This window comes from Streptomyces sp. NBC_00647 (genome assembly GCF_045207245.1).
GTDB lineage: Bacteria > Actinomycetota > Actinomycetes > Streptomycetales > Streptomycetaceae > Streptomyces.
The window spans coordinates 338,941-355,000 of sequence record NZ_CP109040.1; the positions used below are offsets into that span (position 1 = coordinate 338,941).

General features: G+C 72.7%; 13 protein-coding genes and 1 pseudogene. 5 read left to right on the plus strand and 9 right to left on the minus strand.

What is annotated here, in order from left to right:
* Nucleotides 1-147 precede the first annotated feature (147 nt).
* Nucleotides 148-722, plus strand: a pseudogene (locus OG788_RS01665) (IS607 family transposase).
* Nucleotides 719-2,167, plus strand: coding sequence for an IS607 family element RNA-guided endonuclease TnpB (tnpB, locus tag OG788_RS01670; protein ID WP_406368636.1), 1,449 nt, complete (start codon nucleotides 719-721; stop codon nucleotides 2,165-2,167). The pseudogene OG788_RS01665 and the gene tnpB overlap by 4 nt, the downstream one beginning before the upstream one ends.
* 67 nt (nucleotides 2,168-2,234) lie before the next feature.
* Here tnpB and OG788_RS01675 read toward each other — a convergent pair whose 3' ends face one another.
* Genes OG788_RS01675 through OG788_RS01700 form a run of 6 tightly spaced genes read right to left on the minus strand, consistent with a single transcriptional unit; the run spans nucleotide 2,235 to nucleotide 9,337 of the window.
* On the minus strand, nucleotides 2,235-2,978 hold the full coding sequence (locus tag OG788_RS01675) for an antibiotic biosynthesis monooxygenase (protein ID WP_406368638.1): 744 nt from the start codon (nucleotides 2,976-2,978) through the stop codon (nucleotides 2,235-2,237).
* Nucleotides 2,979-3,028: 50 nt separating this feature from the next.
* Entirely contained in the window at nucleotides 3,029-4,516 is a 1,488-nt protein-coding gene (locus OG788_RS01680; protein WP_406368640.1) for an FAD-dependent monooxygenase, read from the minus strand.
* Nucleotides 4,492-5,697 (minus strand): FAD-dependent monooxygenase, encoded by a 1,206-nt coding sequence (locus OG788_RS01685; protein WP_406368642.1) that lies wholly within the window; start codon nucleotides 5,695-5,697, stop codon nucleotides 4,492-4,494. Before OG788_RS01685 ends, OG788_RS01680 begins: the two co-directional genes overlap by 25 nt.
* Complete coding sequence (locus tag OG788_RS01690; protein WP_406368644.1) at nucleotides 5,694-6,653, minus strand: aromatase/cyclase; 960 nt, start codon at nucleotides 6,651-6,653, stop codon at nucleotides 5,694-5,696. Before OG788_RS01690 ends, OG788_RS01685 begins: the two co-directional genes overlap by 4 nt.
* Nucleotides 6,650-8,251 (minus strand): FAD-dependent monooxygenase, encoded by a 1,602-nt coding sequence (locus tag OG788_RS01695; RefSeq protein ID WP_406368645.1) that lies wholly within the window; start codon nucleotides 8,249-8,251, stop codon nucleotides 6,650-6,652. The genes OG788_RS01690 and OG788_RS01695 overlap by 4 nt, the downstream gene beginning before the upstream one ends.
* A gap of 57 nt (nucleotides 8,252-8,308) precedes the next feature.
* Nucleotides 8,309-9,337: a methyltransferase gene (locus OG788_RS01700; RefSeq protein WP_351544484.1), complete on the minus strand. Its 1,029-nt coding sequence runs from the start codon at nucleotides 9,335-9,337 to the stop codon at nucleotides 8,309-8,311.
* A gap of 344 nt (nucleotides 9,338-9,681) precedes the next feature.
* Here OG788_RS01700 and OG788_RS01705 point away from each other — a divergent pair, with 344 nt between their 5' ends.
* Nucleotides 9,682-10,299: a DsbA family protein gene (locus OG788_RS01705; RefSeq protein WP_406368647.1), complete on the plus strand. Its 618-nt coding sequence runs from the start codon at nucleotides 9,682-9,684 to the stop codon at nucleotides 10,297-10,299.
* 67 nt (nucleotides 10,300-10,366) lie between these two features.
* Here OG788_RS01705 and OG788_RS01710 read toward each other — a convergent pair whose 3' ends face one another.
* The 3 genes from OG788_RS01710 to OG788_RS01720 form a co-directional block, all read right to left on the minus strand.
* Entirely contained in the window at nucleotides 10,367-11,245 is an 879-nt protein-coding gene (locus tag OG788_RS01710; protein ID WP_406368649.1) for an NmrA/HSCARG family protein, read from the minus strand.
* Between the two features lie 95 nt (nucleotides 11,246-11,340).
* Entirely contained in the window at nucleotides 11,341-11,640 is a 300-nt protein-coding gene (locus tag OG788_RS01715) for a hypothetical protein (RefSeq protein WP_406368650.1), read from the minus strand.
* Nucleotides 11,641-12,014: 374 nt separating this feature from the next.
* The gene (locus OG788_RS01720) at nucleotides 12,015-12,743 is read right to left on the minus strand and encodes an SDR family oxidoreductase (protein ID WP_356759641.1); all 729 of its coding nucleotides are present in this window, start codon (nucleotides 12,741-12,743) and stop codon (nucleotides 12,015-12,017) included.
* A gap of 321 nt (nucleotides 12,744-13,064) precedes the next feature.
* Between OG788_RS01720 and OG788_RS01725 the strand changes: the two genes are divergently transcribed.
* Both OG788_RS01725 and OG788_RS01730 read left to right on the plus strand, forming a co-directional pair.
* The gene (locus tag OG788_RS01725) at nucleotides 13,065-14,576 is read left to right on the plus strand and encodes an FAD-dependent monooxygenase (RefSeq protein WP_406368652.1); all 1,512 of its coding nucleotides are present in this window, start codon (nucleotides 13,065-13,067) and stop codon (nucleotides 14,574-14,576) included.
* Between the two features lie 13 nt (nucleotides 14,577-14,589).
* On the plus strand, nucleotides 14,590-16,059 hold the full coding sequence (locus OG788_RS01730) for an FAD-dependent monooxygenase (RefSeq protein WP_406368653.1): 1,470 nt from the start codon (nucleotides 14,590-14,592) through the stop codon (nucleotides 16,057-16,059).
* Nucleotide 16,060 lies beyond the last annotated feature (1 nt).

Consider the following 16,060-nt stretch of genomic DNA (forward strand, 5'->3'; position numbering starts at 1 on the left):
CCGCCGGTGACGGCACGACGAGGCCCCCTGACCGTGCCGGTCAGGGGGCCTCGTCGTGCCGTCGGTGTCCGCGGGGGCGACAACTGCCACGGATTTCCTGATTGTTCATAGTCGTCTCAAGTCAGGCATCTCACGTAGCTTGGTTGTGTGAAGCTTTCGGAGTGGGCGCGTTGGCAGCGCGTGAGCTACCAGACCGCCTGGCGTGGGTGAGGGACGGGAAGATGCCCGTGCCGGTCCACCAGGCGCCGTCCGGGACGTGGCTGGTCGACGAGGTTGCCGCCCAGCCGTCCGGACGCGTAGTGGCGTACTGCCGTGTGTCGTCAGCCGAACAGAAGGCCGACCTGGATCGCCAGGCCGCGCGGGTGGTGTCCGGCGCGAACGGACTTGGCCTGGCCGTCGCGGAAGTCGTGACCGAGGTCGGGTCGGGGCTGGACGGGCGACGCCGCGAGCTGCAGCGGCTTCTCGCCGACCCGGACACGGCTGTGATCGTGGTCGAGCACCGTGACCGGCCGGCCCGGTTCGGCGTCGAGCACCTGGAGGCCGCGCTGTCGGCGTCCGGCCGGCGCCTGGTCGTCCTCGACCCTGCCGAGACCGCCGACGATCTGGTGCGGGACATCACCGAGGTGCTCACCTCCATGTGCGCCCGCCTGTACGGGCCGCGGGCGGCGAAGAACCGGGCCGCCCGCGCGGTGGCCGTGGCGACCGGCGAGGCCGCCGAGTGAAGAAGTTCCGGCCGCAGCCCGGGTTCGTGGTGCAGGCGTACCGCTTCGCGCTGGACCCGAACGCCGCCCAGGAGGCCGCTCTTGGGTCGCACTGCGGTGCGGCGCGCGCGGCGTACAACTGGGCGGTGGGCTGGGTGACCGCGTCCTGGTGGCAGCGCCGGGCCGAGGAGACGTACGGCGTCGCCGGGGCGGAGCTGACCGAGTGGCGGCCGTGGTCGCTGCCATCGCTGCGCAAGGCGTTCAACGAGGCCAAGAGGACTGATCCGCGGTTCGCCTCCTGGTGGGAGGAGAACTCCAAGGAGGCGTACTCCACCGGTCTGGCGAACGCGTCGGCTGCGTTCGACAACTACGCGAAGTCGAAGAACGGCAAGCGGTGCGGCCGGCGGATGGGGGCGCCGCGCTTCAAGTCGAAGCGCAAGGCGCGCCTGTCCTGCCGGTTCACCACCGGCACCATCCGGGTGGACGCCGACGGACGGCACGTCACACTGCCCCGACTCGGCACGATCCGTACGCACGAGCCCGTCGCCGGGCTCCTCGCCCGTGTCCAGGCCGGGACCGCGCGCATCCTGTCCGCCACCGTCCGCCACGAACGCGGACGCTGGTTCGTATCCTTCCACGCCGAGGTGAAACGTGACCTGGCGAGGGTCGCCCGCCCGGGCGTCGCGGTCGGCATCGACCTCGGCATCAAGACCCTGGCGGTCATGGCCGACAGCACCGGCGAGATCCGCGAGGTGTCCAACCCTCGGCACCTCGATGCCGCATTGAAAAGGCTGCGCCGCGTATCCCGTACCGTGTCCCGACGCCGGGGCCCGGACCGCCGTACCGGGCAGCAGCCGTCCCGCCGGTGGGAGAAGGCCAACAAGGCGCGTAGCAGGGTGCACTACCGCGTCGCGAATCTTCGGGAAGATGCCCTGCACAAGCTGACCAGTGCCGTGGCGGCCGAGTACGGCACCGTGGTGGTCGAAGACCTCAACATTGCCGGGATGCTCCGCAACCGGTGCCTGGCCCGGCGTATCGCCGACGCCGCATTCGGCGAGATCCGCCGACAGCTCACCTGCAAGACGCAGTGGAACGGCTGCCGCATTGTGGCCGCCGACCGCTGGTACCCCTCCTCCAAGACCTGTTCCGAGTGCGGCGCGGTGAAAGCCAAACTGCCGCTGCACAACCGGACCTACCACTGCGACGCCTGCGGCCTGGTCATCGACCGGGACGCCAACGCCGCACACAACCTCGCCGCACTCGCGGCAGCCGCAGTAACGGGTACCGGAGTGGCCGGAGACCCGGACGCCGTCAAGGCGTTGAAGCCTCGTGGAGCCGACCGGAAGACCCGCACCACCCCGCCCGGCCGCAAAGCCGGGCGGGGGCGGGCAGGTGGCGCAACCCTGCCGCAACAGCAGCAGACAGAAACGAGAGACCGTCCTCACATCGAAGCCCTCACGCTTTGATGATGTGACGGACCGTCCGGGCAGAAATGCCCGGACGGCTGAGACCTGACTACGGACTCAGCAACGGTCAGACCGTCACGGGCTGCTCGGCGGAGCGGGTGTGCACGGCGCGGTAGCTGTTCCAGTCGGCGCTGGTGATCAGGGAGTTGCGCCGGTCCTGGAAGCCGCGGCGCGCGGAGGACCACTGGGCGTCGGCCTGCGTGCGGAAGGCGTCGTAGGAGTCCTTGCCGTCCCACTGGGAGTAGACGACGACGAAGTCGTTGTCCGCGCCGACGGTGGCCAGGGTGCCCTCGCCGCCCTCCAGGTTGCGCGAGCGGATGCCGCGCAGCACGCTCTGCGAGCGGTAGCCGGGCACGTCCACGAGCCAGGAGTGGGCGCCGGCCAGTGTGGCGGTCAGGGCGCCCTGCTCGGCGGGGTCCACGCCGAGGATCTCGATGACCGTGTAGTCGTCGCGCCCGGGCGAGACCTCGGTGACGCCGCCCAGCGCGGGGTGGCGCCGGCTGGAGTCGACCTCGGTCTGCATCAGGCGGACGAAGGTGGTGATCTCGCGGAAGACCGGGACGGTGTGGTGCTTGAACTCGCTGTCGTTGTAGCGGGTCTCCAGGTCCTGCATGCCGCGCCACTGGATGAAGTTCGCGGTTCCCGGGTTCTGTTCGCCGCGGTGCACCGTGCTGGAGATCCAGCCGGGGAACGCCGCGGTGTCGACGATCGCCTTCATCTCCTTGACGAGGGTGTCGACCCGGGCGCGGGTGTCGGTCTTGAACAGGTTGAGGACGGTCAGGTGCCCGTCTTCGGGGTTGATGAACGGCATGGTTCCTCCTGGGTAGTAGTTGAGTGCCCGCGCCGGCGGGGCGTCGTGTCCTAGCGGGGGTCGCGGGGCGTGCCGAAGAAGCGGCCGAGGGCGTCCGTGAGACCGTCCGTCCCGGATCCGTCCGCGCCGATCCAGGCGATGTAGCCGTCCGGGCGGACCAGCAGCGCCTGGACGTCAGCGAGTTCGCCCTCGGGGCGGACCTGTGCGACGACGACGTCGATCCGGTCCGTCCACGGCTCGGCGGCGGCGCTCAGGGCGGCGTCGCCGCGCAGGTCCAGGACGAAGCCGCGCCCGCCGTTGAGGAGTCCGTAGGCGCTCACCTCGCCGGACGTCCCGGCGGTGAGCTTCAGGTCCGGCAGGCGCCGGCCGAGCAGCGGGTGGCCGGAGCCCGGGGTGTCGTAGGCGATGTCGAGTCCGGTGACCATGCCGACCAGGAGCTTCTGGACGTCCTCGTAGGCCAGCAGTTCGGCGAAGACCGACCGCATCGGGTCCATCTCGGGGCCGCCGAGGTAGAGGCTGCGCTGGGAGAGCGTGTTGGCCAGGATGCGGGCGGCGACGGGGTGGCGCTCGCTGTGGTAGGTGTCGAGCAGGCCTTCGGGGGCGGTGCCGCGGATCTCGGCGGCGAGTTTCCAGCCGAGGTTGACGGCGTCGCCGACGCCCGCGCTGATGCCCTGCGCGCCGATCGGCATGTGGATGTGCGCGGCGTCCCCGGCCAGGAAGACGCGGCCCCTGCGGTACTCGGCGGCCTGGCGGCTGGAGTCGGTGAAGTAGCTCAGCCACTGCGGGTTGCCGCTGTGGATGTCGTCGCCGGTGACGCGTTTGAAGGCGTCGGCCACCTCCTGGAAGGTGGGGGGCTGCGCGGTCGGCCGTACGCCCGCGCCGCGTTCGAAGACGACGACGCGGGTGGTGTTGGGGCCGACGGGCAGGACGACGACCATGCCCGCGTCGCCGAGTTCACCGGTCGGGCGCAGCCGTACCTTCACGTCGGTGACGTCGGCCATCAGCATCTCGATGGTGGCCTCGTAGCCGGGGAAGTCGATGCCCGACAGGGTGCGCACGGCGCTGCGGGCGCCGTCGCAGCCCACCACGTAGGCGGCGCGCAGGGTGCGTTCGCCCTCGGGGGTGTTCGCGCGGACCTCGACGCCGTCGTCGCCGGCGGTCAGTGCGGTCAGTTCCCAGCCGCGGCGGACCTCGGCGCCCAGGCCGGTGGCCCAGGCGTGCAGGATCGCCTCGGTGAACGCCTGCGGGACGCCCCGCACGCCGAAGTTGCCGCCCGGCACGACGGTGTAGTCCAGCGGCATGCCGCCGAAGTGCCCGAAGGGGATGACGCCCAGGTCGCCGAAGTGTTCCAGCAGCCCGCGCTGGCCGAATTCCTCCATGGTCCGGGCGGAGAAGCCCAGGGCGCGTGACTGGCGCATCGGCTCGGTCAGCCGCTCCAGTACGACGGCCTCGACGCCCGCCAGGCGCAGTTCGCCCGCGAGCATGAGCCCGGTGGGCCCCGCCCCCACGATGATCACGTCTGTGTCGAAGTCCTGCATTGCCTTTCCTGCCTCCCCTTGCGTACCTGCAAAAACGGGTGGTCGAGGTTGCTCGCCACCGCCGTCAGATGGGTGCGGACCCCCTCGAGGGCGATCAGTTCGGACCAGAGCGTGCGCAGCGGCCCGGCCTCGGGGCCGGCGAACATCAGCTGTTCCTGGGCCGCGACGTGGTCGAGCACCCGGGCCGCCACGGGGTGCCGCTGGTCGTGGTAGGTGTCCAGGAGGCCGGGGGCGGCCCGGCCGTGCACGGTCTCGGCGAGCTTGTGGCCCAGGTCGACGGCGTCCTGCAGTCCGGTGTTCAGCGCCTGGCCGCCGACCGGCGGATGCCAGTGGGCGGCGTCGCCGGCCAGCAGGATCCGGCCGCGCCGGTAGGAGTCGGCGTGTCCCTTGGCGTCGTCGAAGGCGTCCAGCCACACGGGGGTGCCCTCGTGGATGTCCTCTCCGGTCACCCGCTTCCAGGTGGTGGCGACCTCCGCGAAGGAAGGGGGCCCGGGGGGCCCGTGCTGCTTGTCCGGTGTGTCGCCGAAGGCGTGCACCATGACCCGGGTGACGCCGTCGCGGGTGGCCGCCACCGCGAAGCCGGCGTCGAGCCGTTCGAAGCGGCGGTCGCGGATGCGCAGCCCCGACACGTCGGCGCGCAGCAGCCGTCGGGTCGCGGGGGTGGCGGTGACGGTGAAGCGGGCCAGCCGGCGCACCGTGCTGTGCGCGCCGTCGCAGCCCACCAGGTAGGCGGCCCGCAGCAGCCGGTGCCCGGCGGGGCCGCGGACCGCGCATGCGACGTGGTCCCGGCGGTCGGTGAGCGCGGTCAGTTCGTGCCCGCGCAGCACCAACGCGCCCAGCTCCACCGCGCGTTCGCCCAGGGCGGCCTCGGTGCGGTACTGGGGCAGTTTCCAGTGGCCCGCGTACGGGCTGTCGACGGCGGTCAGGGCGAAGCTGAGGCCGCCGAAGTGGGTGCGCGGTTCGTGCGCGGCGCCGGCGAGCAGCGCCGAAAAGCCGCGCTCGTGCAGCAGTTCGGCGCTCAGCGTGGTGAGCTGGCCGGCCCGGGATTCGGTCATGGGGCGGGCCAGGCGTTCCACGACGGTCACCGGGACGTGGGCCCGGCGCAGTTCGCAGGCGAGCAGCAGGCCGACGGGGCCCGCGCCGACGATGACGACCGGCGCGGCGGCCCGGGCGGAGGTCACGGCCGGGCGGGTTCGCCGGCCAGGCCCTCGGCGTAGGCCTTCGCCAGGCGCAGGGTGGCCAGGCTGTTGCCGCTCAGGGCGGTGCGGACGAAGTCCCGTGCGCTGTCGGCGGTCGCGTCCGCGCCGAGGACCTTGGTGATGTTGTCGGTGTTGATCCGCACCGTGTGCCGCGATGTCACCGACACCCCGCCGCCGTCGCGGTCCTCGATGAGCCAGCGCCCGGTGTGCAGGGTCATCAGGGCGGGCAGCACGATCTGCTTGTAGACGATGGCCGTGGCGGCCTTGCACACGCGCACGGAGCGTGTGGTGTGGGTGCTGCCGTCCTTGGTGCGGGTGTCCATCTCCAGGATCTGCAGGCCGGGCTCGTCCTCCTGCAGCGACACCCGGGCGACGTGCGGGAGCCGTTCCTGCCACAGCTGTGCCTCGTTGAGGAAGGCGTAGACGTCCTTGCCGCTCGCCTCGACGGTCACGGTGTCCTCGAAGGTGAACAGTTCGGCGGGCCCGGCCGCCTCGGCGCTGTCCTTCAGCGCCCGCAGTTCGGAGGCGCTGTTGCGGTCGACCGCCGCGCTGATCCAGTCGAGGTCGGCCGCCTCGTCGGTCGCCGCGTAGAAGTCGTGCAGCAGGCGCACCCGGCACGAGGTGGCGGAGCGGGGCTCGACCACCCAGCTGCCGCCCATCCCGCCGACCGGGTGCTGCGACCGTTCCTGACGGAACGTCACGCTGAGCCGGTCCGGGTCGTGCACGCGCCGGGAGGTCCAGGTCTTGGCGGCGTTGTTCGCGGTCGCCCACAGCCGGATCAGTTCCGTGTCGCCGTCGCGTTCGACGACCTCGGCGTGCACGGTCGGGGGGAAGGTCTCGGGCCACCGGCCGACGTCCGTGATCAGCGCGTACACCGACGCGGCGGGGGCTTGGACGTCGATCTCGTGTTCCGTTTCACGTACCGCGTTCTCGGTCACGTCGTGCTCTCCTCTCGGGTGGCGGAGTCCTGGATGGCGGAGTCTCGGGTCGCGGAGTCCTGGGCCGCGGAGTCTTGGGCCGGCTCGCCGAACCAGCGCCGCAGCGCGGCCTCGAGGCCGCCTCCGTCGGGTGCGGTCCAGGCGATGTAGCCGTCGGGGCGGACGAGCACCGACTCGGTCGCGGCGCCGTCCTCCTCCGGTCCGGCGGGGAAGTCCTTCACCCGGACCAGGTCGACGCGGTCCAACCAGCCGGCGGCGGTCCGGCCGGTGTCGCCGGAGGCGTCGGCGGTGATCAGGACGCCGCGGGCCGGGTGCAGCAGGCGGGCGACCTGGTCGTGGCCGCCGTCGGCGCGTTCCAGTGCGCGGTCGGCCATCCGGGCGCCGAGCAGCGGGTGCGCGGGCCGGCCCGTACCCGTACCGGTGCCGGGGCCGGGGCCGGGGCCGGGGCCGGGGCCGGGGCCGTCGAGGTCGTAGCGGATGTCGAGGCCGCTGACCAGGCCGGACAGGTGCCGGGCCACCGCCGGGATCGCGATGATCTCCGCCATCACGGTGCGCAGCGGTGCGACCGACCGGCCGGTGAGGTTGAGCGTTCCCTGGGCGAGTGTGGTGCGCAGGACCCGCGCCGCCACCGGGTGGCGTTCGGCGTGATAGGTGTCGAGCAGGTGCTCGGGGGCGTGGCCCCGGACCGTCGCCGCCAGCTTCCAGCCGAGGTTGAAGGCGTCCTGCACGCCGATGCTCAGGCCCTGCCCGCCGGCGGGCAGGTGGATGTGGGCGGCGTCGCCGGCCAGCAGCACCCGGCCGCGCCGGTACTCGGTGGCCTGGCGGGTGGCGTCCGTGAAGCCGCTGACCCAGCGGGCCTCGCCGTGGTGGATCGAGTCGCCGGTCAGCCGCTGCCAGGCGTCCGCGACCTGAGGGAAGGTCACCTCGCGGCCGCGGTCGGGCTGCGTGCCGTTCTCGCAGACGATGATGCGGGTGTAGCCCTGCTCCAGCGGCGCCGCCATGACCATGCCGTTCGGCAGCAGTTCACCGATCATCCGCGGCTTGATGTCGCAGCCCTTGACGTCCGCCAGGTACATCTCGCGGGTGGCGTCCGAGCCGGCGAACTCGAAACCCGCCAGGCGCCGCACGGTGCTGCGCCCGCCGTCGCAGCCCACCAGGTAGCGGGCGGTGCACTCCTCGAGTCCCCGCGGGCCGCGCACGGTCGCGGTGACGCTGTCGCCGGAATCGCTCACAGCGGTGAGTTCGTGGCCCCGGCGCAGGGTCACGCCCAGCTCCAGCGCCCACGTCTCGAGCATTTCCTCGATCTTGTACTGGGGGGCGCCGCGCACGCCGAAGTGCGAGCCTTCCAGCACCCCGTAGTCGATCGGGATGCCGCCGAAGTGGCCCTGCCGGGTGATCTCGATGTTCTCCAGGCGGTCGAGGATGCCGCGCTGGTGGAACGCCTCGGTGGCGCGCGCCGTGAAGCCGATGCCGCGCGACTCCCAGCTCCGCTCGGTGCGCTGCTCGAAGACGGTGACCTCGGCGCCGCCGAGGCGGAGTTCGGCCGCGAGCGTCAGTCCCGCAGGACCCGCCCCGATGACTATGACCTCGGTATCCATGGTTCCTGTCCTTGAGCCTCGGCTTCTGCGATGGGGACCGGCTTGTGCCCGCCGGGATCAGACCGGGATCGCCTCGATGATCGAGATCGGCGCGCTGGTGGGGACGGCCCGGGTGACCTGGAAGCCGGCCTTGGCGAACAGCTCGGTGTACTGGGCGAGCGTGCGGTCCTGGGCGCCGAGCATCAGCATCAGCCACAGGTCGATGGTGTGGCCGAGGTGCTTCTCGTTGTTCTCGGGGAGCACGTACTCGATGACCAGCAGCTTGCCGCCGGGGGCGATCGCCTCGCGCGCGTTGCGCAGCGCGGTGACGGCGTCGGCCTCGGAGAAGTCGTGGATGATGTGCTTGAACAGGTAGGCGTCGGCGCCGGCGGGCAGCTCGCCGAGGTAGCCGCCGTGCTCGATGGTCAGCCGGTCCGCGACGCCTGCGGCTTCGAAGAGCGCGGGCGAGTCGACGGTGGCGATCTCGGAGTCGTACAGCACACCCTTGACGTCCGGTGCCTGCTTCAGGATGCCCGCCAGCAGGTTGCCGCGGCCGGCGATGACGTCCACGACCGTGGAGAAGCCGGAGAAGTCGTAGGCGGCCAGGATCGGGTCGGTCTCCGACTCCGAGAGCTCGCCGAACGCCTTGAAGAACACGGCCGCGTACTCGGGGGTCGCGTGGAAGAAGTCCAGCGCGCCCATGCCGCGCAGCTTCGGCAGGTTGGGCTCGCCGCTCTCCACAGTGGCCTGCAGGTGGCCCCACTCCTCGTGCAGCAGCGGGTGGCTCATCAGCAGGGCGAACCCGCGCATCGAGTCCGGCGCGTCCTCACGGAGCTTGTCGGACAGCGCGCTGTGCTCGTACCGGCCGTCGCCGCGCACCGCGAAGACCCCGTGCCCGGACAGCGCCCGCAGGATCCGGTGGGTCGCCTTCGGGTCGGATCCGACCCGCTGGGCGATCTCCTCGGCGGACAGCGGTCCGTCGGCGAGGACGTCCGCAATGCCGAGCCTGGCCGCGACGGATATCGCCTGGGTGATCACAGCACCCTGAATGAGATGGAGCAGCTCGTACGAATCGGACTGGTCACGGACCTCGGGCAATGAGGACATGGCTTTCCTTTCATAGCGCCCTTTTCGGGGTTCCAGACGATAGGTCGGCGCTTCCGCGGCCCGCAACTCCGGAATTATCGGAATTCACTCGAACGTTCAACCAGGGAATTTGAGCGGTTGAACAGCACAATTCCAGCGCCGCTCCACCGGTATTCCGGCCCGCCCTTGCCAGGGTGTTCCGGGGTCGCCATGGAAACCGAGAAGGATCCGGGTGAAATGACGGACCCGGGGCCGGCCGCGGCGGTGCGCCGGCCCCGGCTCGACCCGCGCGGGCGGCGCACCTCCGCACCGGCCGCGCAGAGCGCCGGCCCCGCGATCCCACAGGCACTTTCGAGGAGGACCCGTTGCGGCACGACAGCCCCACCCCCGTGGACTTCTGGTTCGACCCGACCTGCCCCTGGGCGTGGCTGACCTCCCGCTGGATCCTCGAGGTCGCCCGGCACCGGCCGCTGGAACTGCGCTGGCACCTGATGAGCCTGACCGTGCTCAACGAGGGGCGCGCCGACCTGCCCGAGCGCTGGCACCGGGACCTGGCCCTGCGGATGGAGCCGGTACGGGTGTGCGCCGCCGCCGTGCAGGCCTACGGCCCCGAGGTGCTGGGCCGGCTGTACACCGAACTCGGCACCCGGTTCCACCTGGAGAAGGCGCCCAAGGAGCGGTCCACCTACGCGGCGGCGCTGGCCGCCGCGGGCCTCGACGCGGGCCTGGCCGACGCGGCCGGGTCCGAGGAGTTCGACGGCGCGGTGCGCGCCTCGCACCGCGACGGCATCGGCCGCGTCGGCACCGACGTGGGCACCCCGGTCGTCGCGGTGAACGACGTGGCGTTCTTCGGCCCGGTGGTGACACCGGCCCCACGCGGCGAGGCCGCGGTGAAGCTCTGGGACGGGGTGCTCGCCGTGGCCGGGACCGAGGGCTTCTTCGAGCTCAAGCGGACCCGTACCCGGGATCCGATCTTCCTCTGAGCTCCCCGGCCCCGGTCCCGGCGACCGGCGTGGTGATGTGGCCGGCGCGGTGATGTGGCCAGCGCGGTCAGCGCGGTGATGTGGCCAGCGGTGCGGTCCAGTTGTCGCTCAGCCAGGTCTCCAGGGAGACCAGGCCGGGCCTGCCCCGGCGCAGTTCGGGCAGGTCGGCGTGGTAGCCGTCGCGCTCGAACCAGTCGAACATGTTGGCCAGGTCGGGGCGGGCCGCGCGCAGCGGCTCGATGGGCAGCTGCCGGAAGCGGGTCGGGACGCCGGACGCGGCCTCGAACGCGGCGGCCATCTGCGGTCCGGTCAGGACGTCTCCGGCGATCTCGACGGTCCGGCCGAGCCAGGCGTCCGGGTTCTCGAAGGCGTCCGCGGCGAACACGCCGATGTCGCTGGTCGCGATGAGCTGCACCGCGGTCCCCGGGTCCAGCCACAGGCCCAGGACGAGTCCGTCGTCCACCGGGCGGGGGGCGATGTCCAGGAGGATGTCGTGGAACATGACCGGCCGCAGCACGGTCACCGGCAGGTCGAGCGTGGACAGGTGCCGCTCGATCCTCAGCTTGCTCTCGAAGTGCGGGACGCGGGTGTCGCGGTCGGCGCCGCCGACCGAGCTGTAGACGAAGTGCCGCACCCCGGCCCGGACGGCGGCGTCGGCCACCGCCCTGCCCTGGCGCTCCTCGGCCTCGACGCCGCCGGGGCCGCGGAAGGTCTGGACGCTGAACACCCCGTGGACGCCCTGCATCGCCGCGAGCAGCGACGCCTCGTCGTCCAGGTCGCCGCGTACGAGGACCGCGCCCGCCTCCTCGAGCTCCCGTGCCTGTTCCTTGCCCGGGTCGCGGACCAGGGCGTGCACGGTGTGTCCGCGCCGCAGCAGTTCGCGGGCCACCGCCCCGCCCTGCCGGCCGGTACCGCCCAGCACCAGGATCGTTCCTTCAACCGCCACTGCCTGCCTCCGTGTCGTGTGCCGCGCCGGGGCTTTTCGGCCCGGCTTCGGTGATCCGTTGTGATGGCCGCGAACGGCCGTTGATCCCCGGGGGATCAGGCCGCGGGGACCGAACTCGCCCACGCCCGCGCCGGCGTGCCGCGGGAGCCGGCGCCGTGGTTCCGGCCGGCCCCGCCGTCCCTCCCCGGCGCGGCGGGAAGAGCGGGTACCGGCTCCTCGGTGACGGCGCGGACCGCCGCCGCGAACGGCAGCACGTGACCGGCCCGGCCCGCACGCGAGCCCGGGCGCGGGACCGTCACCCGGTACGAGTGCGTGGCCGCGCCCGTGACGGGCGGGGCCGGGGTCGCAGCCGGGGCCGGGGTCGTGGTCGCGCCCGTGGCCGCGGCCGCGCCCATGGCCGAGGTTGTGGCCGGGGTCGCTCCCGGGGCCAGGGGCGGGACCGGGGCCGTAGCCCAGTGCGGGTGCGTGGCCGCGCCCGTGATTGTCGGGGCCGGGGTCGCTCCCGGGGTTGAGGCCCTGACCAGGGTCGAGGCCGTGGCCGAGGCCGTGGCCGAGGTCGAGGCCGTGGCCGAGGCCGTGACCGGGCCCGCAGCCGGGGCCAGCGTCGTGGCTCCGCCCGTGGCCGAGGTCGTGGCCGGAACCGGGACCGGGACCGGGACCGGGGTCGGGGCCGGGGCCGGGCCCGCAGCCGGTGCCAGCGTCGTGGCTCCGCCCGTGGCCGAGGTCGTGGCCGGGACCGGGGCCGGGGTCGTCGCCCGGGCGTTCCGTGTCACCACGGCAGGGGTCCGTCGTCCGCCAGGCAGGCGCCCGACGGGCCGGTCTCGTCCAGCAGGGCGAGCCGGACCACGATCGCGGCCCCTTCGGCGGGGGTCCGCCGGCCGCGGTGGTGGTTGATGTCGGTGGCCACCACTCCGGGCAGGGCCGCGTTGACCTTGACGGGGGTGTCCCGCAGCTCTTTCGCGTACGCGAGGGTGAGCGCGTTCAGCGCGGTCTTCGAGGACTGGTAGGCGATCATGTTGACGCCCGCCAGCGGGGAGCCCGGATCCGCCTGCAGGGTCAGCGACCCCACGTGGCTGGAGAGGTTGACGACGCGTCCGGCCGGGGAGCGGCGCAGCAGCGGCAGCATCGCGTGGGTCACGGTGACCACGCCGAAGACGTTGGTCTCGTAGACCTCCCGCAGGTCGGCCGCCCTCGCCTCGCCGGGCGTGCCGGTGAAGGCGCCCGCGACGCCGGCGTTGTTGACCAGGATGTCCAGGCGTCCGTACCGGCGTTCGATCGTGCGGGCGGCCTCGGCCACGCTGTCCGGGTCCCGCACGTCGATGCGCAGCGCTGTCGCGGTGATGCCGTCGGCGGCCAGCGCGTCGGCGGCCTGCTTGCCGAGCACCTCGTCCCGCGCACCGACGATGACGACGACGCCCTGCTCACCGAGCTGTCGCGCGGTGGCGTATCCGATGCCCTTGTTGGCACCCGTGATGAGCGCGATCTTCTCGACCGTCACGTCCTGCTCCTTTCTCGGGGGTTCCGCCTGTCCGCGCCGGCGACGGTGTGCCGCGCGGTGTCCGGGAGGCCGGGCGGCATGTCTTCGAGAATCTGAATGACGCGCGGCACGCACCGTAGTGAGAAGCGGAACGCGAAGGCATCTCCGATATTGCTGTCGCACGGACTCCGTGTCCAAAGTGTTCACTGCCGTGTTCAAGCACGCCGATTCCGCAGTCGAACACCGAACCGGTGCCGGTGAATTTCAGTTCATTGCGGTCGGACATTGCGCTGGGTAGCTTCACGATGGCCAACCATTGCCACAGTGCAGAGGCCTCAAATAATGAATACAACTGACGTGATAGTGGTCGGTGCGGGTCCTGTCGGCCTGATGCTGGCCGTAGAACTCCGCCTGGGCGGAGTGGACGTGAGTGTCTACGACAGGCTGCCCGCCCCGAGCGGGGAGTCCCGTGCCCTCGGCTTCAACCGGCGGGCCGCCGAGTCGCTGGACCAGCGCGGGCTGCTCCCCCGCCTCGGCGCGTTCCGGTGGGGCCCGATGGGGCACTTCGGCGGGGTCCGCTTCGACCTGGGCATGCTCGACGAGGACCACAGCGGAGTGCTGGGCCTCTCGCAGGCCAGGACCGAGGAGGCGCTGGGCGGCCGGCTGGAGGAGCTCGGCGTCCCGGTGCACCGCGGCCGCGAGGTCACCGGGCTGCGCGAGAGCCCCGAGGGCGTGGTGGTGTGCTCCGAGGGCCCCGGCGGACCGGGCGAGGAGAGCGCCGCGTACGTGGTCGGCTGCGACGGCGCGGGCAGCACCGTCCGTGCGCTGGCCCGGATCCCGGCCACCGGCTGGGAGGCCACCCGGGGCATGTACACCGCGGAGATCACCGGTGCCGTCCCGCGTCCCCGGCCCATCGGCGAGCGTCTGGCGGGCGGCAGCATGGTGGTGTGCACCCCGCTGGGCGAGGGCCGCTGCCGCATCGTCATCCACGACCCGGCACTGCCCGCCCGCCCGGACCCGGGAGCGCTGACCTTCGCCGAGGTCGCCGGCGCGTGGCGGCGGCTGACCGGCGAGTCGATCGACGACGCCGAGCCCCAGTGGCTGTGGGCGTGCGGGAACTCCGCCGCGCTGGCCGAGGAGTACCGGCGCGGCCGGGTGCTGCTGGCGGGCGACGCCGCGCACGAGATCCCGCCGCTGGCCGCGTGGGGGCTCAGCGCCGGACTGCAGGACGCGGCCAACCTCGGCTGGAAGCTGGCGGCGACGGTCAGGGGCCGGGCCCCCGAGGGCCTGCTCGACACCTACCACGCCGAACGCCACCCCGTCGGAGGCGAGTTGATCCGCAACGCCCGGGCGGCGTCGAAGATCTACCTCGGTGAGGACGCCCTGGACCCGGTCCGTGAGGTCATGGGCGAACTGCTGGCCCACAAGGGAGCCGCCGAGCAGGCCGCCGGGATCGTCAGCGGTCTCGGCATCCGCTACGACCTCGCCAAGGGCGACCATCCCCTGCTCGGCCGCCGCATGCCACCGTCGCGTGAACTCACCCTGCCCGACGGCACCCGCACCCGCGTCGCCGACCTCCTGCACACCGCCCACGGCCTGCTCATCACCACCGACAGCGGTGCGGCGGCGCAGCATCTGCCGGGCCGGCTCCCCGACCGGCTCGACGTCGTCACCGCCACCTGGACCACCGGCCCCGACCCCGGCCTGGACGCGGTCCTCGTCCGCCCCGACGGCTACGTCGCCTGGACCTCCCCCGGCACCACCGACGACCTCACCCAGGCCCTGGATCGCTGGTTCACCAACCCCAGGCCCCCGGCCCGCGGGCGGGTCACCGCCTGCGGCATCGACCGCTGAGGAGCACACACAGATGACCAGGGATGTGATCGTCGTCGGCGCGGGCCCGGTCGGGCTGATGCTGGCGGGCGAACTCAAGCTCGGCGGCGTCGACGTCGTCGTCCACGAACGGCTCGCCGCCCCGGCGCGGGAGTCGCGCGGCGCGAGCTTCACCAAGCGCACCGCCGAGTGCTTCGACCAGCGGGGCCTGCTCGGCCGGCTCGGCGCGACCGAGCCCGCCGACAGCCACTTCGGCGGGGTGCCGATCGATCTGGGCCTGCTGGCGGAGGACCACTACGGGCACCGGGGGATCTCCCAGTTCCGCACCGAGCGGATGCTGGAGGACTGGGTGGACGAGCTCGGCGTGCCCGTCCTGCGCGGAGTCGAGGTGACCGGCTTCCGCGAGAGCCCCGAGGGCGTCGTGGTCTCCTTCGAGGGCCCGGACGGACCCGGCGAGGAGAGCGCCGCCTATCTGGTCGGCTGCGACGGCGGGCGCAGCTTCGTGCGCAAGCTGGCCGGGATCGGCTTTCCCGGGTCCGAGGGCCGGCGCGGCTTCCTGACGGCCGACGTCACCGGGATCGACACCCGCAAGCGCCGTATCGGCGAGAACCTGCCGGGCGGCAGCATGGTCATGGCGATGGACCTGGAGAACGGGGTGACCCGGGTCGTCGTCCACGAGGCCGGCACACCGCCGCGCGACCGCGCCTCCCTGACCTACGACGACCTCGCCGACGCCTGGGAGCGGCTGACCGGCGAGGACATCCACCACGGGCGGTGCCGCTGGATCAGCTGCTTCACCGACGCCTCACGGGCCGCCGCTCAGTACCGGCGCGGCCGGGTGTTCCTGGCGGGCGACGCCGCGCACGTGCAGCCTCCGGCCATGGCGCAGGGGCTGAGCGTGGGCGTGCAGGACGCGGTGAACCTCGGCTGGAAGCTGGCGGCGGCGGTCAGGGGCCGGGCCCCCGAGGGCCTGCTCGACACCTACCACGGTGAACGCCACCCCGTCGGCGAGCAGTTGGCGCGCAACGCGCGGGCGGCGATCGAGCTGCGGCTCACCGGCGAGGACATGGACCCGGTCCGTGAGGTCATGGGCGAGCTGGTCGCCCACCGGGACGCCGCCGGCCACCTGGCCGGAATGCTGAGCAACCTCGGCATCCGCTACGACCTCGCCAAGGGCGACCATCCGGTGCTCGGCCGGCGCATGCCACCGTCGCGTGAACTCACCCTGCCCGACGGCACCCGCACCCGCGTCGCCGACCTCCTGCACACCGCCCACGGCCTGCTCATCACCACCGACACCAGCAGTCCGGCGGCAGGGCTGCCCGCACACCAACTCCCCGACCGGGTCGACGCCGTCACCGCCACCTGGACCACCGGCCCCGACCCCGGCCTGGACGCGGTCCTCATCCGCCCCGACGGCTACGTCGCCTGGACCTCCCCCGGCACCACCGACGACCTCACCCAGGCCCTCGACCGCTGGTTCACCACCGAAGACCGGCCCTAGC